The organism is Agromyces sp. NPDC004153 (assembly GCF_053603635.1).
Map to the genome: position 1 here is coordinate 706,730 of NZ_JBSGFY010000001.1, position 22,969 is coordinate 729,698.

Below are 22,969 nucleotides of genomic sequence, written 5' to 3' on the forward strand. Positions count from 1 at the left end.
TCGGGCCCGCGGCATCCGCTCGCGTCGCAGGCTGGGGACATGAGCGATCACGAGGCCCCACCACCCGTCCAGCCCATCGACGCCGAGCTGACCCGACGCCTGTTCCACGAGCGCATCGTCGTGCTCGGCGAGGAGCTCGACCAGGCCGGCGGCAACCGCCTCATCGCGCAGCTGCTCACGCTCGCGGCCGACGACCCGCGCCGCGACATCCGCTTCTGGATCAACTCACCGGGCGGCTCGGTGCCGGCGATGCTCGCGATCATGGACGTGATGCGGGCGATCCCGAACGATGTGACGACGATCGCCGTCGGGTGGGCGGCGAGCGCGGGCCAGTTCCTGCTGACCGCGGGCACGCCGGGCAAGCGGTTCGCGCTGCCCCATGCGCGCATCCTCATGCACCAGGGCTCGGCCGGCATCGGCGGCACCGCGGTCGACGTCGAGCTGCAGGCCGACGACCTGCGGTACACGCGCGACGTCGTGCTCGGCATCACCGCGGAGCTCACCGGCCAGCCGCTCGACCGCATCACGCAGGACTCGCTGCGCGACCGCTGGTACACCGCCGAGCAGGCGGTCGACTACGGCTTCATCGACCGCGTCGTGCACGGTTCGGAGGACCTCTTCGGCGGGAGTGCGCGGCCCGTCGCCGGACTGCGGGTGCCGGCATGAGCTCCTACACGATCCCCTACGTCGTCGAGAAGCGCGGCAACGCCGAGCGCACGATGGACGTGTACAGCCGCCTGCTCTCCGAGCGCATCGTCTACCTCGGCACCGAGATCGACGACGGCGTCGCGAACGTGCTCATCGCGCAGTTCCTGCACCTCGCGTCGGAGTCGGGCGACGTGCCGATCAGCCTCTACCTCAACTCCCCCGGCGGCTCGCCCGGCGCGGCGCTCGCGGTCTACGACACGATGCAGCACATCCGGCCGGATGTCGCGACGACGTGCGTCGGCCAGGCGGGCGGTCCGGCCGCGGTGCTGCTCGCGGGCGGAGCGAAGGGGCAGCGGGCGATCCTCCCCCACGGCAAGGTGACGTTGCACCAGCCCTCGACGCAGGGGCGAGGGACCGTGCCCGACCTCATCCTGCACGCCGACGAGGTGCTGCGCGTGCGCGCCGACCTCGAGGCGGCGCTCGCCGCCGACACCGGGCGCGACGTGATGACGCTGCGGCACGACACCGACCGCGACCTGATCCTGCCGGCGGCCGACGCAGTGGCCTACGGGCTCGCCGACCACGTGCTCACGGCACCGGTGCCGGTGAACGCCGAGTCGTCGCCTGCGAGCGCCCGATGACGGATGCCGCGGACCAGGTGTCGATGACGTCGCCGAGGCCGGCCGCCCCGAACGCGAGGATCGCGGCGCCGATGCGGCCCGCCTCGTCGGCGAGCTCGCTCGTGAGCACCTCGGGACGCTCGCGCCACGCCAGCCCCGCGGTCATCCGCTCGGCGAGCGGCTCGAGCAGTGCGTCGCCCGCGCGCGAGAACCCGCCGCCGAGCACGATGACGCCGGGATCGAGCAGCAGGGTGAGGATGTTGAGCCCCTGGGCGAGCACGTCGACGGCCTCCGACCAGACGCGATCGGCGATGGCATCCGATCCGAGGCGGCCGACGATCTCCCGGGAGCTTCGTTCGCCGCCGCCGGCAGCCGCGTACCGCCTGGCGAGGCCGGCACCCGAGGCGTAGACCTCGAGGCATCCGCGCTGGCCGCAGGTGCACGGCTCACCGCCGGCGATCACCGGGATGTGGCCGAACTCGCCGGCCGCGCCCGTCGCCCCGGTCACCGTGCCCCCGCCGGTCACCACCGCGGCGGCCACCCCGGTGCCGATCGGGATGAGCACGAAGTCGTCGCGACCCCGCGCCGCGCCGAATCGCTGCTCGGCGAGACCCGCCGACCGCACGTCGTGACCCACGGCCACTGGCAACGAGAGGGCTGACGCGAGCAGGTCGAGCAGCGGCATGTCCTGCCAACCGAGGTTCGACGCGTACCGCACCACGCCGCGCGACTCGTCGACCGAACCCGGCGTCACGACCGCCGCACCCACGGGGATCGTCGCCGCGGCCAGGGCGAGGTCGCGCAGTTCCGTGAACAGATCGACGAGCGCGAGCTCGACGTCGTGCGACGGGGTCAGGACGGTCCGCCGGGCGAGGGTGCGCCCGTGCTCGTCGACGACCGCCCCCTTCATCGTGGTGCCGCCGAGGTCGACCGCGAGGACGGCCCGGGGGCGGTGCGGGGCGGTCATGCGCTCGCCATCGTGTGGTCGAGGACGGCGCGCATGCGGGCGACGAGCACGCCCGAGGTCGCGATGCGGTGGCCGGAATCGTAGCTTCGCGCGGTGGGCGAGGCGTCGATCGTGCTGGCGATCGCCGCGCTGGGCACCGCCGCGCCGGGGCGGAGGTGCACCTCGCGAACGCCGGTCGTCCGCACGAGCGCTTCCACGTTGTGGGGACGCACTCCGCCGCCGGCGAGCACCGCGATGCGACCCGAGGCGTGCGAGACGAGCTCGGCGAGCCGCTCGGAGCCCTCGATCGCGGAAGCGGCCCCGCCCGAGGTGAGCACCCGCTCGACGCCGAGGTCGATGAGCTGGTCGAGCGCTGCGAACTGGTCGGGAGACTGGTCGAACGCCTTGTGGAAGGTCACCGGCACGTCGCGAGCGACCGCCACGAGACGCTCGGTGGCTGCGCGATCGATGGTTCCGTCGGGCATGAGGGCGCCGACCACGAACCCGAGCCGCACCGCGTCGGGGCGGGGCAGGGCACGGATCATCCGGATGTCGGCGGCCATCGCCTCGAGCTCGGCACTGCTGTAGACGAAGTCGCCCGGGCGCTGGCGCACGAGCACCTGCACGCCGACGCGGTGCACGCGGTCGAATACGGCGGCCACCGTGCCGACGCTCGGGGTGATGCCGCCGTCACCGAGCGCGGCGCACAGCTCGAGGCGGTCGGCTCCGGCAGCCTCGGCGACCGGAGCGCCGTCGACGTCGTCGAGGCAGACCTCGAGCAGCGTCATCGTGCGGCCACGCGCACGCGCAGCGCCGCGTCGAGGTCGTCGCCGACGCGAATCGCGCCGACGGGACGGCCGCCGCCGAGCACCGGAACCCGGGCGAGCTCGCCCGCGTCGGAGACGTCGACGCCCAGCGTGCCGAGCACGTCCAGGGCCAGCAGCGTCGTGGCCCGCGGGCTGCCGTCGACGACCTTCATCGCGACGGAGGTGCCGTCGGGCGCCGCGACGCCGATCACGCCCTCGGCGCCGCCCTTGGCCAGCGCGCCGGGTACGGTCTCCATGAGCCGGGAGTTCTGGTGGCCCGTGCCGCCGACGTAGAACGGGTGCGCGCGCATCGCGCTCGCGACCTGGCCTGCCGGCGTCGCCGGGTCGGCGAGCACGAGCGTGCGGAACGCCTGCGCCAGACCGCGGACCGTCGTGTCGAAGAGCGGCGCCCCGCACCCGTCGACGGCGTCGCGGGCGACGGGGACGCCGGTGACCAGCGCCATCGTGCGGCGCACGGCCTGCTGGACGGGGTGGCCGTGGTCGAGGTAGTCGTGCGTCGACCAGCCGTTCGCGGCGGCGGCGAGCAGCATCGCCGCGTGCTTGCCCGAGCAGTTCATCCGGATGGGCGTCCGCGCCGCGCCGGCGCGGAGGAGCCGCTCGAAGGTCGACTCGTCCTCCGGACGATCAGCCGGGCAGCCGAGCGCGGACTCGTCGAGGCCGGCGCGCGCGAGGAGGTCGGCGACCACGCGAACATGCTCGTCCTCGCCCGTGTGGCTGCCCGCGGCGATCGCGAGCTCGGGGCCGCGGAGTTCGGCGCCCGCGGTCAGGCACGCAAGCGCCTGCAACGGCTTCACCGTCGAGCGCGGGAGGATGCGCGCGTCGGGCTCCCCGAGTTCGAGCAGCGTCTCGCCGTCGGGTCCGATCGCGACGATCGAGCCGAAGTGGCGACTCTCGATCATGCCCGAGCGTTCGACGATCGCGAGCTCGGCGAGCGCGGGATCGGTCGGGTGCGCGGTGGACGGGTGGGGCATCACGAGGCCTTCCTGGCAGCGCCCGAGAGGGCGGGGAGACGAGGGAGTCGGGGCAGCGGCGAGCCCGTGCGATGCAGGCGGTGCTGCAGGTGCGCCGCGAGCGCGGAGAGGCTTCCGTTGACGACGAGGTAGATGAGCGTCACCACGAGGTAGGTCGGGATGAGCAGGTGGAGGTACGTCGCGAGGACCTGCCCGCGGTAGAGCAGTTCGGTGAACGCCACGATGAACCCGAGCGACGTGTCCTTCATGAGGCTCACGAGCTGGGTCACGAGCGACGGCGTCACGTTGCGCACCGCCTGCGGCAGCACGACGAGACGCGTCGCCTGCGCGGAGCGCAGGCCGAGGCTGAGCGCCGCCTCGCGCTGTCCACGCGGCAGGCTCAGGACGCCCGCCCGGATGATCTCGGCGAACACGGCGGAGTTCGCGATCGTGAGCGGGATGGCGAGCTTCCAGAGCGTGGGCACGTTGATGCCGATCTGCGGAAGTCCGAACAGCATGAGGTAGATCACGAGCAGCACGGGCACGGTGCGGGCGATCTCGATGTACGCGCCGCTCAGGCCGCGGATCCAGGGGCGGTGGCTCATGCGACCGAACGCGAGGACGACACCGAGGGCCGCCCCGAGCACCGCGACGACCACGGTCGCCTCGAGCGTGCCCATGAGTCCGACCAGCAGGTACTGCCAGACGGCGGGATCGGTGAAGGGGACCCACTTCTCGGGGTCGAGCTGCCCGTGGGAGGCGAACTGCCACAGCCCGAGGCCGACGACGACCGCGAACACGGCGCAGCTCACCACCGAGCCGATGAGGTGACGACGCTTCGCACGCGGCCCGGGCTCGTCGTAGAGGAAGGCGGCCGCGTACCGGGGCGCACGGTCCTGGCGGCGGACGGCTGTCGGGCGGTCGGGGATGAGCTGGGCGGTCATCGGACGATCGCCACCTTTCGTTCGACCCTGCCGGCGGCGAGCCCGATGGCGAGCGCGATGCCCATGTAGATGACACCGGCGCTCGAGAAGATGAGGATGGGCTGGGCCGCCACGAGGTTGATCTTGTTGACGGCGGCGGTCAGCTCGACGACGCCGACCGCGGCGGCGAGGGCCGTGTTCATGGCGAGCGCGATCATGACGTTGCCGATCGGCTGCACGACCGCGCGGAGCGCCTGGGGAAGCACGACGAGGCGCAGCGATTGCGCGAGCGTGAGTCCGAGTGCCCGGGACGCCTCGAGCTGCCCGACGGCGACCGTGTTCACGCCGCTGCGCACGGCTTCGGAGACGTAGGCGGCTTCGTAGACGATGAGCACGATGATCGCGGTCGGGGTGAGCGGCAGCATGAGCCCGGCGTCGGGCAGAGCGAAGACCGCGAGCAGCAGGAGGGCGAGCAGCGGCACGTTGACGAAGAACTGCACGTACCCGAAGGCGGCGACCCGGAGGGCGCGGATGGGGCTCACCCGGGCCACGGTGACGAGCACGCCCAGCAGGATGGAGCCGACGCCCGCGACGACCGCCATCATGAGGGTCGTGCCGAGCGCCTCGAGCACGAGGCCGAGGTTGTCGATGAGGGGATTCATGAGCACTCACTGGCGCGGTGCGCCGGTCGGAGCGGGTGCGGCGGGCCGGGCGGCTCGCCGCACCCGCGTCGATCAGGAACCGGGGACGGAGCCGATCTCGGGTGCGGTGGGCACGTCGGAGTCGGTGACGGTGCCGAGGGTGGTCTTCCAGGCCTCGGCCCAGTGGCCGCTCTCCTGGATCTCGAGCAGCCAGTCGTTGATGAACGACTTGAACTCGTCGTCGCCATGCTTGAGGCCGATGCCGTAGGGCTCTTTCGTGAAGGGCGTGCCGACCACCTTCAGCGCGGAGTCGTTGGCCGCGTTGCTCGCGAGCAGCGTGTAGTCCTGCACGTACGCGTCGCCGCGGCCCTGGAGGAGTGCCTGCACGGCGGCCGGGTCCGTCGCGAATGCGGTGACGTTGGCCGTGGGCGCCTGCTCGGGCACGGCGGTGACGGCGGGCGTGTTCGCACCGACGATGACCTCCTTGCCGTCGAGGTCCTCGATGCCCTTGATCTCGTCGTTGTCGCTCTTGACGGCGACGGCCAGGCCCGACTCGAAGTAGGGGCCGGCGAACGAGACCTGCTCGGCGCGCTCGGGCGTGATCGTGTACGTGTTGAACACGACGTCGACGGTGTCGTTCTGGAGCATCGCCTCGCGCGTCTCGGTGGCCGGCGGGACGATCTCGACGTTCGGCTCGCCCAGGATGTAGATCGCGAGGAGCTTGGCGAGGTCGGCGTCGAAGCCCTCGACGCTGTCGGGGTCGGTCGGGTTCTGCTGGGAGAGCAGCGGTGCGTCGAGCGCCTCGGCGACGACGAGCGTGCCGCGCTCCCTGATCCGCTCCATCGTCGAGCCGGGCAGGATCAGGTCGTCCGCGGCGACCGGCGCGTCGGCGAACACGGAGTTCGCCTCGGCCGCGGCATCCGCGTCGTTCTCGTCGCCCGGCAGGCTCGTGGTGCTCGAGCACGCGGTGAGGGCGAGGGCTGCGGCGGCCAGTGCGGCGCCGGCGACAGCCTTCCGTCGTGTGATCCGGAACATGGGTGGTGCGTCCTTCCTCTGGGGTGGTTGGGGTGGCGAAGGTCTCGGGCGACCGCGCGAGGCCGGTCGACAGTGGGGTCAGTGCGACAGCACGGAGGCCAGGAACGAACGGGCGCGCTCGGAGTCGGGCGCATCGAAGAACCGGTCGGGGGCGGCCTCCTCGACGATCTGCCCCTGGTCCATGAAGACGACCCGGTCCGCGGCCCGGCGCGCGAACCCCATCTCGTGGGTGACGACGATCATCGTCATCCCCTCCGCGGCGAGCGAGGTCATCACGTCGAGCACCTCGCCGACCATCTCGGGGTCGAGCGCCGACGTCGGCTCGTCGAACAGCATGACCTTGGGACGCATCGCGAGCGCGCGCGCGATCGCAGCACGCTGCTGCTGTCCGCCGGAGAGCTGGGCGGGCAGGTGCCCGGCCTTGTCGGCGATGCCGACGCGGTCGAGCAGTTCCATCGCCTCCCGACGCGCCTCGGCCTTGGGCACGCGTCGCACGTTGACGGGCGCGAGCGTCACGTTCTCGAGCACGGTGCGGTGCGCGAACAGGTTGAACGACTGGAACACCATGCCGACGTCGGCGCGCAACGCCGCGAGGGCCGGTCCCTCGACGGGGAGGAGCTCGCCGTCGACCCGGATCTCGCCCGCGTCGATCGATTCGAGACGATTGATCGACCGGCACAGCGTCGACTTGCCGGAACCCGACGGGCCGACCACGACGACGACCTCGCTCGCGCGGACGGTCAGGTCGATGCGCCTCAGCACGTGCAGCTCACCGAAGTACTTGTCGACACCCCGCAGGCTGACCATGGGCCGGGGCTCCGTTGCTGGCATCTTTCCTCGCATCGTCGTCGGGTTGTTGCGGCGAGCGTACTAACATCACTCTGAAGGTGCAACTATGCATTTTCTTCATCCAGTTTTGGACGAATGGCGTACAGTAGTCTCGGACGCACCACTCAGCGTCGAGATCTCGCGTCAACGTGGGGAAGGGATCCGGGGCGATGAACGGCTCGAACGACCTGCTTCGGCATCAGGCCTCGGCCGGCGCCATGCTCGGGCTCATCCGCAGCGGGCAGGCGCGATCGCGCGCCGAGATCGCGCGCGTCACCGGACTGTCGCCCACGACGGTGGCGCAACGCATCGACGTGCTCATCGACGCGGGCTACGTGCGCGAGGCGGGCATGGGCGTCTCCCAGGGCGGTCGCCGTCCGCGCGCACTCGAGGTCGACCCGACGACCGGCGTCGTGTGCGCCGTCGACCTCGGCTCGCAGCACGCGACCTTCGGCCTCCTCGACCTCTCGGGCCGGCTCATCGCCACGCGTCGCGAGCGCATCGACATCGCCGACGGCGTCGAGCCGATCCTCACCTGGATGGTCGGCGTCGCCGACGCCCTCGTCGCCGAGCACGCCGAACCGGGGCAGCGCCTTCGGGGATACGGCATCGGGGTGCCGGGGCCGGTCGACTCCCGCACCGGGACGCTGGTGTCGCCCTCGCGCATGCCGGGATGGAACGGCGTCGACGTCGCCGCCGCGGTGTCCGACCTCACGGGGCTCCCCACCGTCGTCGACAACGACGCGAACCTCATGGCGCTCGGCGAGCACGGGCTCGATCGGAGCATCGATGACCTCGTCTTCGTGAAGGTCGGGTCGAGCATCGGATGCGGCGTCATCGCGTCGGGCTCGCTGCACCACGGCCACCACGGCATGGCGGGCGACATCAGCCACGTCACCGTCCCCGACGCGCCGCCCGTGCTCTGCTCATGCGGGCGCACCGGATGCCTCGACGCCGTCGCCGGGGGCCGGGCGATCGTCCGCGCGCTCCGCGACGCCGGGGTCCAGGTCGAGAGCGTCGACGACGTCCTCGCGCTCGCGAGGGACGCGCATCCACTCGCGACCCGGATGCTCCGCGAGGCCGGCACCCGGGTCGGACGCGTCCTCGCGACGATCATGAACTTCTTCAACCCGCAGCGCCTCGTCCTCGGCGGCATCCTCGGCGACGCCGAGGCGTTCGTCGCGGGGGTGCGGTCGGCCATCTACCTCGAGTGCCTCCCCATGATCACCGACGAGCTCGACATCGTCGTGAGCCAGGCGAAGGAGCACGCCGGCATCCTCGGCGCCGGAGGCCTCGTGCTCGACCGGATCTTCGACGTGCACGAGCTCGAAGCGGCACGATGACGGCGCACCGCATCGCCATCGTCGGCGCTGGGCGCATGGCGAAGGCGCACGCCGGCGCATGGAGCCGGGCCGGGCTCGGTGACGCGATCTCGTACGTCGTCTCGCCTCGGACGCGCCCGCGGCTGGAGGCCGCGCCGCTCGCCCGCTGGGTCACCCACGTCGACGACGTCCTGGCCGACGAGGCGGTCGACATCCTCTCGGTGTGCACGCCCACGCCGTCCCATGCCGAGATCGCGATCGAGGCGCTCCGCCATGGGCGGAACGTGCTGCTCGAGAAGCCCATCGCGCTGACCGTGGCCGACGCCAAGGCGGTCGCGGAGGCCGCCCGTCGCAGTGCGGGTGTGCTGATGGTCGCGCAGGTCGTCCGGTTCATGCGCCGGTACGCGGAGCTCGCCGACCGGGTCGCCGACGGATCGGTCGGCCGGGTGCGCGCGGTCCGCGCCGCCCGACTCTCGTCGGGCCCGCCCAGCGGGTCGTGGTTCGACGACGAGCGACGCTCGGGCGGGATCCTGGTCGACTTCGCCATCCACGACTTCGACCAGGCGAACCTGCTGCTCGGCACCCCGGTCGCGGTGCGCAGCGTCCATGGCGGCGAGCGCGGCGGCGGCTTCGGCGCACCGGTCGCGACGACCGTGGAGTACGCCGGCGGCGGTGTCGCCCAGGTCCTGAGCGTCGCCGACCTGCCCGCCGATTCCGAGTTCCGCAGCGCACTCGAGATCGTGGGAACGACCGGCACCGACGCGATCGCCTCGGTCGACTCCGCCGACCCGCCCGACGACCCGTTCCTCACGCAGGCCCGGTACTTCCTGGAGTGCGTCGAGTCGAACGCCGACCCTCGCCGATGCCCGACGGAGGACGCGATCGCGGCCCTCCGCGTTGCGGTCGCCGCGCGCACGTCGCTGGCGTCGGGTGCGCGCGTCCCGCTCGTCGACTGAGGCCGAAGGCCCGGTCCCGAACCAGAGGAGTCCCGAATGAACGCACTCGACACCTTCTCCCTGCGCGGCAGGACCGCGCTCGTCACCGGGGGCAGCCGGGGGCTCGGCCGGGCCATGGCGCAGGCGCTCGGCGAAGCCGGTGCCGCCGTGGCGGTCAGCGCGACGACCGCGAAGGCCGCACAGCGCGCTGCCCGAGAGCTCGGCGACGCCGGGATCCGTGCGTACGGCGTGCGCCTCGAGGTCTCCGACGTCGACGACGTCGAGCGCGCCGTCGCCGAGGTGGAGGACGGGTTCGGTCCGATCGATGTGCTGGTGAACAACGCGGGGATCGGCATCGGCGGTGCCGCCTTCGACGCGCCCGACGAGGTGTGGCGCGACGTCATGTCGGTCAACGTCGACGGCGTCTGGTACTGCAGCCGCGCCGTGGCCCGGCGCATGGCCGAGCGCGGCGGTGGCGCGATCGTGAACATCGGGTCGATGTCCGCGCAGATCGTCAACCAGACGAGGTGGCAGATCTCGTACCTCACCTCGAAGGCCGCCGTGCACCACCTCACCGAGGGGCTCGCGGCCGAGTGGGCGCCATACGGCATCCGCGTCAACGCGATCGCGCCCGGCTACTTCCTGACGGAGATGTCGCCCGTCGACCAGCCCGAGTTCACGCCCCACGTCGTCGATCCGGCGCCGATGAAGCGCTACGGACTCCCCCACGAGCTCGGGCCGGTGGCGATCTTCCTCGCCAGCGACGCCTCGAGCTTCATGACCGGCTCGATCGTCAAGGTCGACGGCGGCTTCACCCTCTTCTAGGGTCGGTCGCTTCGAGGGGCTAGGCGGCGAGCAGGAACACGTCGGCGGGCTCGGCGAGCGTCGCCGCGCCGAGCCCGATCGTGCCCGGTGCATCCGTGCCGGTGAGGTCGAGCGGATGCCCCGGCGCGACGTCGGCGCGGAACGCGAACGACGCCTCGACGAGGAGCCGCTCGCGACGCTCGGCCTCGCGACGCTCGTCGTCGAGGCGCGCACCGAGCCGGTCGCCGACGCGGTGCACGATGTCGACGAGCTCGAGCCCGAGCGCGTCGGCGACCGAGCCGAGGATCTCGGACGACGGCTCCTTGCGGCCCCGCTCGATCTCGGAGAGGTACTGCGGCGACACGCCCGCGGCGGCGGCCACGTCGGTGAGGATGCGCTCCTGGTCGAGGCGCTCCTCGCGGAGCACCTCGCCGAGCACCTGCCGCCAGAGCGGCTTCGATGCGCGCGGGCCGGTCGCCCGCGAGAACTCGACGACCTTGCCCATGTGCCGAGGCTAATCGCGAGTGCCGGCCGGCGTCAGGCCGATCCGCTCAGAGCAGAATCGGATGCCGCGCAGCAGGATGCCGCGCGCTCCGGCCGCGGCATCCGTCGCTCAGCTCGCCGCGCGTACGGTCGCCTCGCGCCTCGCCGCCTCGTCGAGCCGCTCGAGCACCCGCTCGGACGCCCGCGCCATCGCGCGCTTCTCGTCGGGCCCGAGCGCGTCGAGGAACAGGCTCCGGATCGAGGACGCGTGGTCGCGCAGCGCATGCAGCAGCGTGCGCCGCCCGTCGCGCGTGAGCACGACCCACGAACCGCGCCCGTCGGTCGTGCACTCGGCACGCTCGACCAGGCCGCGTGCGGCCATGCGCGTGAGCTGGTGCGAGAGCCGGCTCTTCTCCCAGCCGAGCGCCTCGCCGAGCGCGCCGGGGCGGAGCCGCCGGTCGGGCGCGTCGAACAGCGTGAGCAGCACCGAGTAGTCGGCCTGAGAGATGCCCGCGTCGCGCTGCAGGCGGCCGTCGAGCTCGCGCATCAGGTCGCGGTGCATGGTGAGGAACCCGCGCCACAGCGCCCAATCGGCCTCATCGATCTCGGACACCACGGACATGACGCCAGCCTACCCGAGATTTGGTTGACATGTCATCTTTCTGGGTTATGATGACGCGTCAACCATTGTGATGACACGTCAACTACTTCCCGGAAGGACCACCCATGACCGCAGTCAGGATCGGCATCATCATCGGCAGCACGCGACCGGGTCGCGTCGGCGACCAGGTCGCCAAGTGGGTGCTCGAGCACGCCGCGACCCGCACCGACGCCGAGTTCGAGCTCGTCGACCTCGCCGACTTCGCGCTGCCGCACCTCGACGAGGCCGTGCCGCCGAGCATGGGCCAGTACGCGCAGGCGCACACGAAGGCATGGGCCGAGAAGGTCGACTCGTTCGACGGCTACATCTTCGTGACCCCCGAGTACAACCACTCGACCTCGGGCGCCCTCAAGAACGCGCTCGACTTCGTCTACGGCGAGTGGAACGACAAGGCCGCCGGGCTCGTGAGCTACGGCGCCGCGGGCGGCACCCGGGCCGCCGAGCACCTGCGCCTGATCCTCGGCGAGCTGCAGGTCGCCGACGTGCGCCAGCAGGTGTCGTTCTCGCTCATGAGCGACTTCGAGCAGTACGTGAACTTCACGCCCGCCGCCTACCACCAGGGCATGCTCGCGACTCAGCTCGACCAGCTCGTGCCGTGGGCCGCGGCGCTCAAGGGCGTGCGCGAGTCGCGCGCCGAGCTCGCCCGCGCGGCGTAGTCCGGGCGTCGTCCGAACGACCGGGGAACCCCCTGAGCTGGACCCCGGCGTCCGTCCGCGAGGCGGCGCCGGGATCAGCCGGTCGCCGGCTCGTGCGCGGTGCCGGTCAGGCAGGCTGGTAAGTCAGGCAGTCGGCGTCGTCGGCGCCGGGCCCGATGCGCACGGATGCCGCGGTGCACTCGAGCGAGTCGTTGTGGATGCACTCCGCACGCTGGCACGCGCCGACGTGCGTCACGACCTTGTCGAGTCCGCCCTTGGTGCCGAGCGGGATGAAGGTGGCGCACTCGGCGTCGCCGACCGCCCCGCCGATCGTGACCGCGGCGGCGTGGCAAAGCGAGTGGTCGTTGTAGGAACAGCCGCTCACCGAGCACTCGGCAACGGCGGGCAGATCGTCGAGCGTCATGCTCATGGTGACCTCCTGAGGGGGTTCGCGACCGTGCGTTATGGGCGATGCTAGCCCCGGACGGCCGTCGCGCGCAGTACCCCCGGCGGTCTTTTTCGCAGATCAGGGTGGATTTCTTGGTTAGGTATGCCTCACCTATCCACGGATCTGCGGGGCTCAGGCGGGCGGGTTGTCGGGGTCTAGCGTCTCGACGGAGTCGGCCTCGACGGCGTTGTCGGCGTCGAGCCGATCGGCGTCGGGACCGGGCTGCTCGTCGTCGGTGCCGGCTCGGGCGTCGGCGTCGAGGTCGGCGCGGTCGGGGTCGTGGTCGCGCGGGTCGGTCATGGTGCACCCTCCTCCATCGATGCCCCCAGCGTCGGCCCGCTGCGCCGACCCCGTCAACGGCTTGACGCGTCGACCCGCCGGGTCATTCTGGGCCGAGGCACTGGTCCCGACGGGACTCCTCTTGCCAGAATGGGCGGGACACTCCGGAGGTGCGCCATGGATGTGGAAACCGTGCTCTGGTCGATCCTCGGCCTCATCGGCGCCGTGGGCGGCGTCCTGCTCCTCGCGGCCCTCTGGTCGCTCATCCGCGCGCCACGGTAGTCAGGGCCATCACCGCATGACGACCCCCGGCGTCAGTGCGACCACCGTCGCGTCGGTTCGTCGCGCCCTGAAGAAGGGCGGCACGACCGATCGCAGCGCCGCGATGCTGCTGCTGCTCGGCACCGTGATCGCGATCGCCTGGGCGAACTCGCCGTGGGGCTCGAGCTACGAGGCGTTCTGGGAGACCGAGGTCGAGATCACGATCGGCACGTTCTCGGCACACCTCACGCTGCACCAGCTCGTCAACGACGGGCTCATGGCGTTCTTCTTCTTCATCGTCGGCCTCGAGGTGAAGCGCGAGTTCACCATCGGCGAGCTCACCGACCGCTCGCGCGCGGCCGTGCCGGTGATCGCGGCGATCGCCGGACTCATCCTGCCGGCGCTGATCTTCCTCATGCTCAACGCGAACACCGGCCAGGCCGATGCATGGGGCGTCGTGATCTCGACCGACACCGCGTTCCTGCTCGGCGCGCTGGCCATCATCGGCCCGAAGTTCCCGGCGCGCCTGCGCACGTTCCTGCTGACCCTCGCCGTCGTCGACGACATCGGCGCGCTCGTCGTCATCGCGGTCTTCTACAACAACGGCCTCCAGGTCGTGCCGCTCGCGATCGTCGCGGTGCTGCTCGTGCTCCTCGCCCTCGTGCGGTTCCTGCCGGCGGGCCGCGGTCCGGCCTACACGGTGCTCGGCTTCGCGCTGTGGCTCGCGGTCGCCGCCGCGGGTGTGCACCCCACGCTCGCGGGCGTGGCGGTCGCCCTGCTGATCCCGGTGTTCCCGCCGCGGCGCACCGAGGTCGAGCGTGCGGCCGAGCTCACGCGCGCCTTCCGCGAGTCGCCGAACACCGCATACGCGCGCGCCGCCACCCGCAGCCTGCGCGATTCGATCTCGATCAACGAGCGCCTCCAGTCGGCGTGGGCGCCCTACATCGACTTCATCGTGCTCCCGATCTTCGCGCTCGCGAACGCCGGCGTGCGACTCGACCCCGAGACCCTCGGCGCAGCGGTGTCGTCGCCGATCACGTGGGGCATCGTCGCCGGTCTGGTCGTCGGCAAGTTCGTGGGCATCACGGGTGCGACAGCGCTCGTGCGGATGCTGCGGATCGGCCGCCTGGCGCCCGGGCTCACGATGCCCCGCATCGCGGGCGGCGCGGCGCTGTCGGGCATCGGGTTCACCATCGCCCTCTTCATCGTCGGTCTCGCGATCGAGGACGAGGAGACGCAGGACCTCGCGCGCGTGGGCGTGCTCGCGGCATCCGTCATCTCGTTCGCGCTGGGCTGGGCGATCTTCGCCGTCGGCGACCGCCTGCGCCCGCCGGTGCCCATCGGCAAGGTGCTCGTGCGGCCGTTCGATCCCGAGCGCGACCACTACCGCGGTCGGCCCGACGCCCCGTTCCAGATCACCGAGTACGGTGACTTCGAGTGCCCGTTCTGCAGCCGCGCGACCGGGTCGATCGACGCGGTGATCGACCACTTCGGCGACGACGTGCGCTGGGTGTGGCGTCACCTGCCGCTCGAGACCGTGCACTCGCACGCGAAGGAGGCGGCGCAGGCCTACGAGGCGGCGGCACTGCAGGGGAAGTTCCTCGAGATGGCGCGCACGCTCTTCGCGAACCAGGACGACCTCACGACCGACGACCTCTTCGAGTACGCGCGGCGGCTCGACCTCGACATGGAGAGGTTCGCGGCCGACCTGCGCTCCCCCGCGGTGATCCGGCGCGTGGAGGACGACCAGCTCGACGCCGAGATGATGGACCTGCACTCCACGCCGACGTTCTTCATCGGCGGCAAGCGGCACATGGGGCCGTGGGATTCGAGGACGCTCATCCGCGCACTCGAGGCGAGCCGACCGGCCCCCGAGCCCGAGCGCGAGCCCCGATCGGATGCCACGGGCTGACGCCCGCTGCGGTGCGGCGACGGTCTGCGCCGAGTCTCGGACGGACGTCCGTCGCTCAGCCCCGCGCCGCCACCACCTCGTCGACCCAGGCGGGCACCTCGAGGCTCGCGGGTCCGTGGCGCACCTCGTCGAACAGCGGCGTGATCTCGCTCGCCGCGAGGTTCAGCTCGACGGTGCGAGCGCCCTGCTCCGCGGCCGTCATCACGAACCCGGCCGCCGGGTAGACGGCGCCCGACGTGCCGATCGCGGCGAACACGTCGCAGGCGAGCAGCGCCTCGTCGATCGCATCGAGCTCGTACGGCATCTCGCCGAACCACACGACGTCGGGTCGCAGCATCCGCCGGCCGCAGACCGGGCACGGCGGCCGCTCGACGAGCTCGGCCGTGACGGGCGTGCGCGCGCCGCAGTTCGCGCACAGCGCGGTGAGCAGGTCGCCGTGCATGTGCACCACGCGCTTCGAGCCCGCCCGCTCGTGGAGGTCGTCGATGTTCTGCGTGACGACGAGCAGGTCGTCGCCGAGCGCGCGCTCGAGCCGCGCGAGCGCATCGTGCGCCGGATTCGGCTCGGCCTGCGCGACGGCGTGACGCCGCAGGTCGTAGAAGCGCTGCACCGTGTCGGGATCCCGCTCGAACGCCTCGGGCGTCGCGACGTCCTCGACGCGGTGCCCCTCCCAGAGCCCGCCGGCATCGCGGAACGTCGGCACGCCGCTCTCCGCCGAGATGCCGGCGCCCGTGAGCACGACGAATCGCATGGTCCATTGAACCGCGCCGCTCCCCCGCGTCGCATCCGTCGGCTCGTCCGGCGTACGACGACGGGCGTACCGCAGGTGACTCCGTCGAGCGGATGCCGCGCCGCCGTGCCACGGGCATCGTGGAGGCATGTCCACCGCCACGCGCACCACTCCACCCGGTCCGGCGCGGGCACGAACCGCCCCGGCGCGCTCGTCCGCACCACGCCCGGCGGCGAATGGCCGCGTCATCCGGATGCCGCTGTCCGCACGGGTGCGGAAGCTCCTGCTGCTCGTGCACATCGCGTCCGCCGGGGTGTGGCTCGGCCTCGACCTCGTGCTCGGGATCCTCGTCGGGACGGCGCTGCTCGGCGACCCGACCGGCGCCGGCGCGGCCGCCGCGACCATGGCCGCCGTCGCGACGTGGCCGCTCGTGGTGGTCGGCGTGCTCACGCTCGCGACCGGCGTGCTGCTCGGCCTCGGCACGAAGTACGGGCTCGTGCGCTACTGGTGGGTGCTCGTGAAGCTCGTCGTGAACGTCGTGCTCGTGACCCTCCTCGTACTCGTGCTCTGGCCCGGCGTCACGGCCGTGGGCGAGGCGGGACGTGCGGCACTCGCAGACGGCGGCACGCCGACGATGCCGGCGACACTCGTGTTCCCGCCGATCGTGTCATCGACGGCGCTCGTCGTGGCGATGACCCTCTCGGTGTTCAAGCCCTGGGGTCGCACACACCGAGCGGGGTAGCTCTTCGCGTCGGCAGTGCCGAAGTGCCGAGGTGCCGAAGTGCCACTCTCGTACTCGAATCTTGGGTTCCGAAGTTCCGAAGTTCCGAAGTTCCGAAGGAATCCGGGACGTCGACGTTCGGGATCTGCTGCCGCCAGACGATACGGTTCCCAAGTTCCGAAGTTCCCAAGTTCCCGAGTTCCCGAGTTCCCGAGTTCCCGAGGTCCCGAGGTCCCGAGTTTTCGAGTTCCCGCGTTTCCTGGATCGTGGGATCTCCGATTCCGGCGCCGAAGTGGCGAACTGAGCGGATGCCGCGCCCCCCTGGGCCGCGCTCAGCGCTCGATCTCGCGCCGGTCGTCGGACGGACGCACGAGCGCACGCAGCACGAAGAACACGATCACCGCGACGACCGCCACGATCGCGAGCTTGCCGATGAACCACAGCAGGCTGAACAGCAGGTCCACGAGGAACCACGCGACGATGACGGCGACGATCACGCCGAGGACGGTCCAGAGGGTGCGGCTCACCCTTCGAGGCTAGTCCGCCGCGGCTGGAATCCCGCCGAGTCGTGCTGAGATCTCCGCCGCCGTCGCGCGGGCCGCGGCCACCACCTCGTCGAGGCCGACCGAGCTGTACGACGTCGCGACGTACGGCACCGTCAGTGCGGCGACCGTGTGCCCGCGCCGGTCGGTGATCGCGACCGCGACATCCGTCACGCCCGCCTGCAGCCGGTCGGGCCGGGCGAGCCAACCGTCGGCGAGCTGCGCCGCCTCGCCCGGTGCGATCGGCTCGGCCGTCGCGGCATCCGTGCCCGCGGCGAGCACCGCACCGGTCGCCGTCGACTCGAGCGGGAAGCGCGCGCCGACCCGCACGTGATAGCCGAAGTCGGCGGGCGACTCGGCCTGCGCGACGATGCGCACGGCGCCGGCGTCGTCGATGCCGAGGTTGCACGACTGGCGCACGGCGTCGGCGAGCGCCCGCATCGGCCCCGAAGCGAGTTGCACGAGCCCGCGCAGCGGCGGGTGCCGGTGCGCGAGGTCGAAGAGCGCCATCGAGAGCACGTAACGTCCGGACCGGTCGTCGCGCGTGAGGTAGCCGCGCCGCTCGAGCGTCGCGAGCACGCGGTAGATCTGGCTCACGTTGCGGCCGACGCGCTCGGCGATCTCGGTCTGCGTGAGTCCGCCCGCCTCCCCCGCGAGGAGCTCGAGGATGTCGAGCGCCTTGTCGAGGGCGGGTGCGGAGTAGTCGGTGCCGCGGTCGGCCCGCACGGTGCGTTCGGTGCGTTCGGTGCTGCGCTGGGTGCGTTCGGCGCTGCGCTCGGCCATGGGATGCCTCGTCGCGGCCGTCAGCGGTCGGCGCCGAGCGCGCGCACGAACCGGCGGGCGATCTCGCGCTCGAGGTCGTCGGGCACGGGCTGCGCCCCGGGCACGAGCGTGGACGCGGCCGTCGCGACGCGCTCGAGCGAGAGCGACTGCAGCAGGAAGCCGAGGTCCATGGCCTCGAGCGAGTTGCCCTTGGGCTCGCGGCCGGCCAGGTTCACCATGCGTCCGCCGGCGAGCAGGATCACGTGCCGCCCGTCGGGCAGGTCGACGCGCTCGATCGCGGCGTCGAGCTCGCTGACCTCGGTCGCGCGGGCATAGAGCGACGCGACGTCGATCTCCCACGGGAAGTGGCCCGCGTTCGCGAGCACCGCACCGTCGGGCATGCGGTCGACGATCTCGTCGGTGACGATGCCCGGATGCCCCGTGGCCGTGATGAAGAACTCGCCCCACTCCGCGAGTTCGCCGAGGTCGGCGACGCGGTAGCCGTCGAGTGCGGCCTCGAACGCCTTGAGCTCGTCGATCTCGGCGACGGCGACCCGGCCGCCGAACGCTCGCAGGTACTGCGCGATGCCGCGGCCGCACCATCCGTAGCCCGCGACCACGAACCGACGGCCGGGGATCATCAGGTTCGTGATGCGCATGAGGCTCTCGACGACCGACTGGCCGACGCCGTGCCGGTTCTCGCCGATCGCCTTGAGCGCGCTGTCGTTGATGACGATGGTCGGGAACGGGATGCGGCCCGCGAGCTCCGACCGCAGCCGGATGCCGCCGCTCGTCGTCTCCTCGGTGCCGCCCACCACGCCGTCGGCGAGGCCGGCGGCCACGATGCCCGCGGCGAGGTCGGCGCCGTTGTCGAGCAGGATGTCTGGGCGCGCCTCGACGACCGAGGCCACGTTCGCCTCGTGCTGGGCGAGCGTGTCGTCGCGCGCGCCGAACACGGTCATACCCTGGCCGCGCAGGAACGCGACCACGTCGTCCTGCGTGGAGCCGTGGTTGCCGGTCGCGACGATCTCGGCGCCGCCCGCGGCGAGCACCTCGAGCAGCACGGCGGTCTTCGGCTCGACGTGCAGCGACATGCCGACACGGCGGCCGTCGAACGGCCGGCGCTCGGCGAACTCGTCGCGCACCGCGGCGAGCAGCGGCATCCGCGACCTGATCCAGCGGGTGCGCGCGGCACCGCGTTCGAGGAGCTCCGACATCGGCGTGACCTGACTTTCATATATGAATGGTGCTTTCACATATGGTAACGGATGCCGCGTCACGACCGCCATCCCCGGGATACGCTGGCCGGTGCGCCTGCCGCCGTCGCGGCATCCGCTCCCCTCAGGACCACCGGGAGGCACCGCAGTGCACGAGACGACCGAGGCCGGTGCGCCGGCCCTCCACCCCGACACCGTCGCCATCATCGCCGGGCGTCCGCCGCACGAGCCCGATGCCTCGATGAGCGTGCCCGTGCACCTCACGTCGACGTACGTGGCGGGCGGCGATCACGTGTACGGCCGGTACGGCAACCCCACCTGGACGGCGTTCGAGGACGCGCTCGGCGCGCTCGAGGGCGGCCGGTGCGTGGCGTTCGCCTCGGGAATGGCCGCGATCGCGGCGGTGCTCGACCTCGTCGAGCCGGGCGGCAGCGTCGTGGCGCCGCGTCACTCCTACACGGGCACGATCGCACTGCTCGACGAGCTCGAGGCGAAGGGGCGCCTGCGAGCGGTGTACGTCGACATCACCGACACCGCGGCGGTCGCCGCCGCGTGCCGCGACGCGGCCATGGTCTGGTTCGAGTCGCCGACGAACCCCGCGCTCGAGGTGGCCGAGATCTCCGCCATCGCGGCGGCGGCGCACGAGCACGGCGCGCTCGTCGTGGTCGACAACACGTTCGCGACCCCGCTGCTGCAGCAGCCCCTCGCCCTCGGCGCCGACCTCGTGGTGCACTCGGCGACGAAGTACATCTCGGGCCACAGCGACGTGCTCATGGGCGCGGTCGTCGCGGCATCCGACACCCACGCCGACGCGGTCGTGCACCGGCGCTCCCTCACGGGCGGGATCCCTGCGCCGCTCGAGACGTTCCTCGCGCTGCGCGGCCTGCGGACCCTGCCCGTGCGCCTCGAGCGCGCGCAGGCCAACGCGCAGGAGCTGGTCCGCCGGCTCGCGGGGCATCCGGCGCTCGAGGAGGTGCGCTACCCCGGCTTCGGCGCGATCGTGTCGATCGTCGTGCGCGGCGGCGCGGTGCCGGCCGAGGCCCTCGCCGAGCGCACGAGCCTCTGGGTGCACGCGACGAGCCTCGGCGGCGTCGAGTCGACGCTCGAGCGTCGCCGGCGTTGGCCGCTCGAGCAGCCGACGATCCCCGAGGGGCTCGTGCGGCTCTCGGTCGGGCTCGAGCACGTCGACGACCTGCACCGCGACCTGGTCGGAGTGCTCGACTCGCTCGTCTAGGCGGGTCGCCTGGGTGACCGGGCGTTCGACCACGGGGCCACTCCCCCGCCGTCAAGCCCGGCAGCCCGGCGACACGCCCCGCCTAGAGTGGTGCACGTGGTGGGCCGGTTCTTCTCGGGTGTCGGGATGCTCCTGCGCGGGTTCGGCTTCTGGGGCCGCCGCCCGGGCGTGATGATGCTCGGGGTGATCCCCGCCGCGATCGTGTTCGTGCTCATCGTCGCCGGTCTCTCGACACTGGCCGTGAACCTCGCCGGAATCGCCGACTGGATGACGCCGTTCGCCGACGGCTGGGTGGACCCGTGGCCCATGGTCGTGCAGGTGCTCGTCGGCGCCGTGCTGTTCGGCGGGGCGGTGGTGTTCGCGGCGCTGACGTTCACGGCGCTCACCCTCATCGTGGGCGACCCGTTCTACGAGCGGATCTGGCGGGCCGTCGAGGGCTCGGTCGGCGGCCCGGTGCCCGAGCAGGGGACGGGATTCTGGCGCACCGTGCGCGACGGGCTCGGGCTCATCGGCCTCGCGCTGATCACGGCGATCGGCGTGGGCCTGGTCGGGTTCATCCCGGTCGTCGGCGCGGTGCTCGCGCCCGTGCTCGGCGTCGTGCTCTCGGGACGCCTGCTCGCGATGGAGCTCACGTCCCGGCCGTTCGAGGCGCGCGGCATGGACGGGCCGCAGCGCCGCGCGATCCTGCGCGGGCATCGCGCCCAGCTCTTCGGATTCGGCATCGCGACGCAGCTGTGCTTCATGGTGCCGCTCGGCGCGATCATCGCGATGCCCGCCGCGGTCGCGGGGTCGACGTTCCTCGCCCGCTCGGCACTCGAAGCCGCCGCCGCCGTGGCCGCGACGCCGCCCGCACAGCCCCTGCCGCCGGCGGCACCCGTCGTGCGCTGACTCACGCCTCGGGCGCGCGCCCGTCGAAGAGCAGCATCGGCACGGGGCCGAACGGCATCGACCGCACCCGGAGCCGGCGCACGTCGACGCCCGTGAAGCCCGCCTCGACGAGGGCGCGCTCGGTGTCGCGGTTCCAATGGCAACCGTGGCAGACGCGCTTCGCGATCGGCGTGGCCACCGCCTGCACGAACCGCTTGAGCGTGCGCGGCGGCGCCTGCACGTGGTCGACGAACACGACGCGTCCGCCGGGGACGAGCACACGGCGCACCTCGGCGAGCGCGGCGGCCTGGTCGGTCACCGAGCACAGCACGTAGGTGCCGACGACCGCGTCGACGGAGTGATCGGGCAGCGGGATCGACTCGGCCTTGGCGTCGAGCGGCACCGCCTCGTGCCGCCACTCCTTCGCGCGGGTCGCGAGCTCCTCCCTGCGCTTGGCGTCGGGCTCGAGTCCCTGCCAATCGACGCTCGGGTCGAACGCCCCGAAGTTCTCGCCGTCGCCGGCGCCGATCTCGAGCACCCGGCCGCGCACGCGCGCGACGAACTCGCGCTCGAGGCCGTCGAGCTCGTCGTCGTCGATCAGCGGCGTGGCCACTCCGGCACGCTACCGCGCCGGAGCCCGGGCGTCAGCCCCGCGGCATCCGTCGACGGGCTCAACGCGGCGCCGTCAGCCCTGCACACGACCCGACGACGCGGCGATGCGCTTCAGCAGCGGCGGCTTGGCGAGCACCCAGGCGACGACCATGACGACGACGGATGCCGCGAATACGACGAATCCGACCCAGTCGTCGGTGTCGCGCGCGGCGTACATCTGGTTGAGCTTCGCGAGCGCGCCCGTCGTGAGCACGAGCACGACGTGCACGAACGTGAACGCGAGGAAGAACAGCATCACGGGGTAGTGCACGGCCTTCGCGAGCTTCTCGGGGAAGGCGCGCACGAGTGGACCCTCGAGCGGCCAGATCGACGAGAGGCGCAGGCCCGTGAGGATCGCGAGCGGCGACGCGACGAACACGATCGCGAAGTACGCGAGCTGCTGCAGCGCGTTGTAGACGACCCACGAGTTCTCGGTCGGCCACTCGAGCGACGCGTACTGCAGCGCCGCCGAGAGCGAGTTCGGCACGACGGCCCAGTCGGTCGGCACGATGCGCAGCCACTGCCCGGTCGCGAACAGGAGCACGACGTAGACGACGCCGTTCAGCACCCAGAACGCGTCGAGCCAGAGGTGGAACCACAGGAAGATGCCCATACGGCGGGGGTTCCGCTTCGTGCGCGGCCAGCGGCTGTTGTCGCGCGTCCAGAAGCCGGGCGGTCGCTGCTTGGTGCGCAGCTGGAACCCGGTGCGCACGAGCAGCAGCAGGAAGAACGAGTTGAGGAAGTGCTGCCAGCCCAGCCACGCGGGGATGCCGACGGGCGTCCCCTCGGGCGGCGGGACGATGCCGGGATACGTCTCGATGAACTGCTCGATCGCGGGGAACGTGCGCAGCCAGCGCGCCACGACCACCACGACCACGAGCGCGACGAGCGCGATCACCGTCCACCAGATCACCCGCTTGCGCTGGGCCCTCCACCACGTGGCGGCGGCACTCGCGCGGCTCGGCTTCGACGAGGTCACGGTCATCTCCGGGGCGGTTCCTTCTCCGGCGACGGCCGGCACGGTCGGTCGCGGCTCGACGGCACGTCGGCGCCGCGGTCGTCGACAACGGATGCCTCGACCCTAGCG

At 72.1% G+C, this 22,969-nt stretch carries 27 protein-coding genes; 10 read left to right on the forward strand and 17 right to left on the reverse strand.

Annotation, left to right across the window (positions count from 1 at the left end; translation table 11 throughout):
- Positions 1 to 39 precede the first annotated feature (39 nt).
- Together ACWEOH_RS03230 and ACWEOH_RS03235 are read left to right on the forward strand one after the other, a co-directional pair.
- Positions 40 to 666, forward strand: coding sequence for a ClpP family protease (locus tag ACWEOH_RS03230; protein ID WP_452028192.1), 627 nt, complete (start codon positions 40 to 42; stop codon positions 664 to 666).
- On the forward strand, positions 663 to 1,289 hold the full coding sequence (locus ACWEOH_RS03235; protein ID WP_452028194.1) for a ClpP family protease: 627 nt from the start codon (positions 663 to 665) through the stop codon (positions 1,287 to 1,289). Before ACWEOH_RS03230 ends, ACWEOH_RS03235 begins: the two co-directional genes overlap by 4 nt.
- On the opposite strand, the gene ACWEOH_RS03240 is transcribed toward ACWEOH_RS03235, so the two are convergent.
- From ACWEOH_RS03240 to ACWEOH_RS03270, 7 genes are all read right to left on the reverse strand, one after another.
- On the reverse strand, positions 1,237 to 2,235 hold the full coding sequence (locus ACWEOH_RS03240) for an ROK family protein (protein ID WP_452028195.1): 999 nt from the start codon (positions 2,233 to 2,235) through the stop codon (positions 1,237 to 1,239). The two genes, ACWEOH_RS03235 and ACWEOH_RS03240, sit on opposite strands and share 53 nt — an antisense overlap.
- Entirely contained in the window at positions 2,232 to 3,002 is a 771-nt protein-coding gene (locus ACWEOH_RS03245; protein ID WP_452028197.1) for a copper homeostasis protein CutC, read from the reverse strand. Before ACWEOH_RS03245 ends, ACWEOH_RS03240 begins: the two co-directional genes overlap by 4 nt.
- Positions 2,999 to 4,012, reverse strand: a complete 1,014-nt coding sequence (locus tag ACWEOH_RS03250; protein WP_452028199.1) for an asparaginase — start codon at positions 4,010 to 4,012, stop codon at positions 2,999 to 3,001. The genes ACWEOH_RS03245 and ACWEOH_RS03250 overlap by 4 nt, the downstream gene beginning before the upstream one ends.
- Positions 4,012 to 4,935 (reverse strand): amino acid ABC transporter permease, encoded by a 924-nt coding sequence (locus ACWEOH_RS03255; RefSeq protein WP_452028200.1) that lies wholly within the window; start codon positions 4,933 to 4,935, stop codon positions 4,012 to 4,014. Before ACWEOH_RS03255 ends, ACWEOH_RS03250 begins: the two co-directional genes overlap by 1 nt.
- A complete protein-coding gene (locus tag ACWEOH_RS03260) occupies positions 4,932 to 5,576 on the reverse strand; it encodes an amino acid ABC transporter permease (RefSeq protein WP_452028201.1) in 645 nt (214 codons plus the stop codon). Before ACWEOH_RS03260 ends, ACWEOH_RS03255 begins: the two co-directional genes overlap by 4 nt.
- 72 nt (positions 5,577 to 5,648) lie before the next feature.
- Positions 5,649 to 6,590: a glutamate ABC transporter substrate-binding protein gene (locus ACWEOH_RS03265; RefSeq protein ID WP_452028203.1), complete on the reverse strand. Its 942-nt coding sequence runs from the start codon at positions 6,588 to 6,590 to the stop codon at positions 5,649 to 5,651.
- Between the two features lie 78 nt (positions 6,591 to 6,668).
- A complete protein-coding gene (locus ACWEOH_RS03270) occupies positions 6,669 to 7,421 on the reverse strand; it encodes an amino acid ABC transporter ATP-binding protein (RefSeq protein ID WP_452028205.1) in 753 nt (250 codons plus the stop codon).
- A gap of 167 nt (positions 7,422 to 7,588) precedes the next feature.
- Here ACWEOH_RS03270 and ACWEOH_RS03275 point away from each other — a divergent pair, with 167 nt between their 5' ends.
- The 3 genes from ACWEOH_RS03275 to ACWEOH_RS03285 are packed head-to-tail and all read left to right on the forward strand — an operon-like array spanning position 7,589 to position 10,500.
- On the forward strand, positions 7,589 to 8,761 hold the full coding sequence (locus ACWEOH_RS03275) for an ROK family transcriptional regulator (RefSeq protein WP_452028207.1): 1,173 nt from the start codon (positions 7,589 to 7,591) through the stop codon (positions 8,759 to 8,761).
- Positions 8,758 to 9,696 (forward strand): Gfo/Idh/MocA family protein, encoded by a 939-nt coding sequence (locus ACWEOH_RS03280; RefSeq protein ID WP_452028208.1) that lies wholly within the window; start codon positions 8,758 to 8,760, stop codon positions 9,694 to 9,696. The genes ACWEOH_RS03275 and ACWEOH_RS03280 overlap by 4 nt, the downstream gene beginning before the upstream one ends.
- 36 nt (positions 9,697 to 9,732) lie before the next feature.
- Positions 9,733 to 10,500 (forward strand): SDR family NAD(P)-dependent oxidoreductase, encoded by a 768-nt coding sequence (locus tag ACWEOH_RS03285; RefSeq protein ID WP_452028210.1) that lies wholly within the window; start codon positions 9,733 to 9,735, stop codon positions 10,498 to 10,500.
- A 19-nt stretch (positions 10,501 to 10,519) separates the two neighbouring features.
- On the opposite strand, the gene ACWEOH_RS03290 is transcribed toward ACWEOH_RS03285, so the two are convergent.
- Positions 10,520 to 10,984 (reverse strand): helix-turn-helix domain-containing protein, encoded by a 465-nt coding sequence (locus tag ACWEOH_RS03290; RefSeq protein WP_452028212.1) that lies wholly within the window; start codon positions 10,982 to 10,984, stop codon positions 10,520 to 10,522.
- A 108-nt stretch (positions 10,985 to 11,092) separates the two neighbouring features.
- On the reverse strand, positions 11,093 to 11,584 hold the full coding sequence (locus ACWEOH_RS03295; protein ID WP_452028214.1) for a MarR family winged helix-turn-helix transcriptional regulator: 492 nt from the start codon (positions 11,582 to 11,584) through the stop codon (positions 11,093 to 11,095).
- 104 nt (positions 11,585 to 11,688) lie between these two features.
- On the opposite strand from ACWEOH_RS03295, the gene ACWEOH_RS03300 reads away from it, so the two are divergent.
- Positions 11,689 to 12,279, forward strand: coding sequence for an NADPH-dependent FMN reductase (locus ACWEOH_RS03300; protein ID WP_452028216.1), 591 nt, complete (start codon positions 11,689 to 11,691; stop codon positions 12,277 to 12,279).
- A gap of 106 nt (positions 12,280 to 12,385) precedes the next feature.
- On the opposite strand, the gene ACWEOH_RS03305 is transcribed toward ACWEOH_RS03300, so the two are convergent.
- On the reverse strand, positions 12,386 to 12,688 hold the full coding sequence (locus ACWEOH_RS03305) for a DUF1540 domain-containing protein (protein WP_452028218.1): 303 nt from the start codon (positions 12,686 to 12,688) through the stop codon (positions 12,386 to 12,388).
- A gap of 150 nt (positions 12,689 to 12,838) precedes the next feature.
- Entirely contained in the window at positions 12,839 to 13,006 is a 168-nt protein-coding gene (locus ACWEOH_RS03310; protein ID WP_452028220.1) for a hypothetical protein, read from the reverse strand.
- 277 nt (positions 13,007 to 13,283) lie between these two features.
- Here ACWEOH_RS03310 and nhaA point away from each other — a divergent pair, with 277 nt between their 5' ends.
- A complete protein-coding gene (gene nhaA / locus ACWEOH_RS03315) occupies positions 13,284 to 15,158 on the forward strand; it encodes a Na+/H+ antiporter NhaA (RefSeq protein WP_452028222.1) in 1,875 nt (624 codons plus the stop codon).
- A gap of 55 nt (positions 15,159 to 15,213) precedes the next feature.
- Here the strand turns inward: nhaA and ACWEOH_RS03320 are convergent, their stop codons facing one another.
- Positions 15,214 to 15,909, reverse strand: a complete 696-nt coding sequence (locus ACWEOH_RS03320; RefSeq protein WP_452028224.1) for an NAD-dependent deacylase — start codon at positions 15,907 to 15,909, stop codon at positions 15,214 to 15,216.
- A gap of 232 nt (positions 15,910 to 16,141) precedes the next feature.
- Here ACWEOH_RS03320 and ACWEOH_RS03325 point away from each other — a divergent pair, with 232 nt between their 5' ends.
- Complete coding sequence (locus tag ACWEOH_RS03325) at positions 16,142 to 16,630, forward strand: hypothetical protein (protein WP_452028226.1); 489 nt, start codon at positions 16,142 to 16,144, stop codon at positions 16,628 to 16,630.
- Positions 16,631 to 16,941: 311 nt separating this feature from the next.
- Here the strand turns inward: ACWEOH_RS03325 and ACWEOH_RS03330 are convergent, their stop codons facing one another.
- From ACWEOH_RS03330 to ACWEOH_RS03340, 3 genes are read right to left on the reverse strand one after another with little or no spacing between them, the layout of a single operon-like run.
- Positions 16,942 to 17,136 (reverse strand): hypothetical protein, encoded by a 195-nt coding sequence (locus ACWEOH_RS03330; RefSeq protein ID WP_452028228.1) that lies wholly within the window; start codon positions 17,134 to 17,136, stop codon positions 16,942 to 16,944.
- 9 nt (positions 17,137 to 17,145) lie between these two features.
- Positions 17,146 to 17,934 (reverse strand): IclR family transcriptional regulator, encoded by a 789-nt coding sequence (locus ACWEOH_RS03335; RefSeq protein ID WP_452028230.1) that lies wholly within the window; start codon positions 17,932 to 17,934, stop codon positions 17,146 to 17,148.
- Between the two features lie 20 nt (positions 17,935 to 17,954).
- Positions 17,955 to 19,130 (reverse strand): adenosylhomocysteinase, encoded by a 1,176-nt coding sequence (locus ACWEOH_RS03340; RefSeq protein WP_452028232.1) that lies wholly within the window; start codon positions 19,128 to 19,130, stop codon positions 17,955 to 17,957.
- Between the two features lie 148 nt (positions 19,131 to 19,278).
- On the opposite strand from ACWEOH_RS03340, the gene ACWEOH_RS03345 reads away from it, so the two are divergent.
- Entirely contained in the window at positions 19,279 to 20,364 is a 1,086-nt protein-coding gene (locus tag ACWEOH_RS03345) for a trans-sulfuration enzyme family protein (protein WP_452028233.1), read from the forward strand.
- Between the two features lie 96 nt (positions 20,365 to 20,460).
- Complete coding sequence (locus ACWEOH_RS03350; RefSeq protein WP_452028234.1) at positions 20,461 to 21,252, forward strand: EI24 domain-containing protein; 792 nt, start codon at positions 20,461 to 20,463, stop codon at positions 21,250 to 21,252.
- A 1-nt stretch (position 21,253) separates the two neighbouring features.
- On the opposite strand, the gene ACWEOH_RS03355 is transcribed toward ACWEOH_RS03350, so the two are convergent.
- Entirely contained in the window at positions 21,254 to 21,844 is a 591-nt protein-coding gene (locus tag ACWEOH_RS03355) for a class I SAM-dependent methyltransferase (protein WP_452028235.1), read from the reverse strand.
- Between the two features lie 72 nt (positions 21,845 to 21,916).
- The gene (locus ACWEOH_RS03360) at positions 21,917 to 22,867 is read right to left on the reverse strand and encodes a cytochrome b/b6 domain-containing protein (protein ID WP_452028236.1); all 951 of its coding nucleotides are present in this window, start codon (positions 22,865 to 22,867) and stop codon (positions 21,917 to 21,919) included.
- Between the last annotated feature and the right edge of the window lie 102 nt (positions 22,868 to 22,969).

Coding starts and splice junctions, on each gene's coding strand:
- ACWEOH_RS03235 (WP_452028194.1), top strand. CDS start 663: ATGAGCTCCTACACGATCCCCTACGTCGTCGAGAAGCGCGGCAACGCC.
- ACWEOH_RS03280 (WP_452028208.1), top strand. CDS start 8,758: ATGACGGCGCACCGCATCGCCATCGTCGGCGCTGGGCGCATGGCGAAG.
- nhaA (WP_452028222.1), top strand. CDS start 13,284: ATGACGACCCCCGGCGTCAGTGCGACCACCGTCGCGTCGGTTCGTCGC.
- ACWEOH_RS03230 (WP_452028192.1), top strand. CDS start 40: ATGAGCGATCACGAGGCCCCACCACCCGTCCAGCCCATCGACGCCGAG.
- ACWEOH_RS03320 (WP_452028224.1), bottom strand. CDS start 15,909: ATGCGATTCGTCGTGCTCACGGGCGCCGGCATCTCGGCGGAGAGCGGC.
- ACWEOH_RS03250 (WP_452028199.1), bottom strand. CDS start 4,012: ATGCCCCACCCGTCCACCGCGCACCCGACCGATCCCGCGCTCGCCGAG.
- ACWEOH_RS03255 (WP_452028200.1), bottom strand. CDS start 4,935: ATGACCGCCCAGCTCATCCCCGACCGCCCGACAGCCGTCCGCCGCCAG.
- ACWEOH_RS03270 (WP_452028205.1), bottom strand. CDS start 7,421: ATGCCAGCAACGGAGCCCCGGCCCATGGTCAGCCTGCGGGGTGTCGAC.
- ACWEOH_RS03325 (WP_452028226.1), top strand. CDS start 16,142: ATGCCGCTGTCCGCACGGGTGCGGAAGCTCCTGCTGCTCGTGCACATC.
- ACWEOH_RS03310 (WP_452028220.1), bottom strand. CDS start 13,006: ATGACCGACCCGCGCGACCACGACCCCGACCGCGCCGACCTCGACGCC.
- ACWEOH_RS03285 (WP_452028210.1), top strand. CDS start 9,733: ATGAACGCACTCGACACCTTCTCCCTGCGCGGCAGGACCGCGCTCGTC.
- ACWEOH_RS03260 (WP_452028201.1), bottom strand. CDS start 5,576: ATGAATCCCCTCATCGACAACCTCGGCCTCGTGCTCGAGGCGCTCGGC.
- ACWEOH_RS03295 (WP_452028214.1), bottom strand. CDS start 11,584: ATGTCCGTGGTGTCCGAGATCGATGAGGCCGATTGGGCGCTGTGGCGC.
- ACWEOH_RS03240 (WP_452028195.1), bottom strand. CDS start 2,235: ATGACCGCCCCGCACCGCCCCCGGGCCGTCCTCGCGGTCGACCTCGGC.
- ACWEOH_RS03290 (WP_452028212.1), bottom strand. CDS start 10,984: ATGGGCAAGGTCGTCGAGTTCTCGCGGGCGACCGGCCCGCGCGCATCG.
- ACWEOH_RS03305 (WP_452028218.1), bottom strand. CDS start 12,688: ATGAGCATGACGCTCGACGATCTGCCCGCCGTTGCCGAGTGCTCGGTG.
- ACWEOH_RS03245 (WP_452028197.1), bottom strand. CDS start 3,002: ATGACGCTGCTCGAGGTCTGCCTCGACGACGTCGACGGCGCTCCGGTC.
- ACWEOH_RS03275 (WP_452028207.1), top strand. CDS start 7,589: ATGAACGGCTCGAACGACCTGCTTCGGCATCAGGCCTCGGCCGGCGCC.
- ACWEOH_RS03300 (WP_452028216.1), top strand. CDS start 11,689: ATGACCGCAGTCAGGATCGGCATCATCATCGGCAGCACGCGACCGGGT.
- ACWEOH_RS03265 (WP_452028203.1), bottom strand. CDS start 6,590: ATGTTCCGGATCACACGACGGAAGGCTGTCGCCGGCGCCGCACTGGCC.
- ACWEOH_RS03340 (WP_452028232.1), bottom strand. CDS start 19,130: ATGTCGGAGCTCCTCGAACGCGGTGCCGCGCGCACCCGCTGGATCAGG.
- ACWEOH_RS03360 (WP_452028236.1), bottom strand. CDS start 22,867: ATGACCGTGACCTCGTCGAAGCCGAGCCGCGCGAGTGCCGCCGCCACG.
- ACWEOH_RS03335 (WP_452028230.1), bottom strand. CDS start 17,934: ATGGCCGAGCGCAGCGCCGAACGCACCCAGCGCAGCACCGAACGCACC.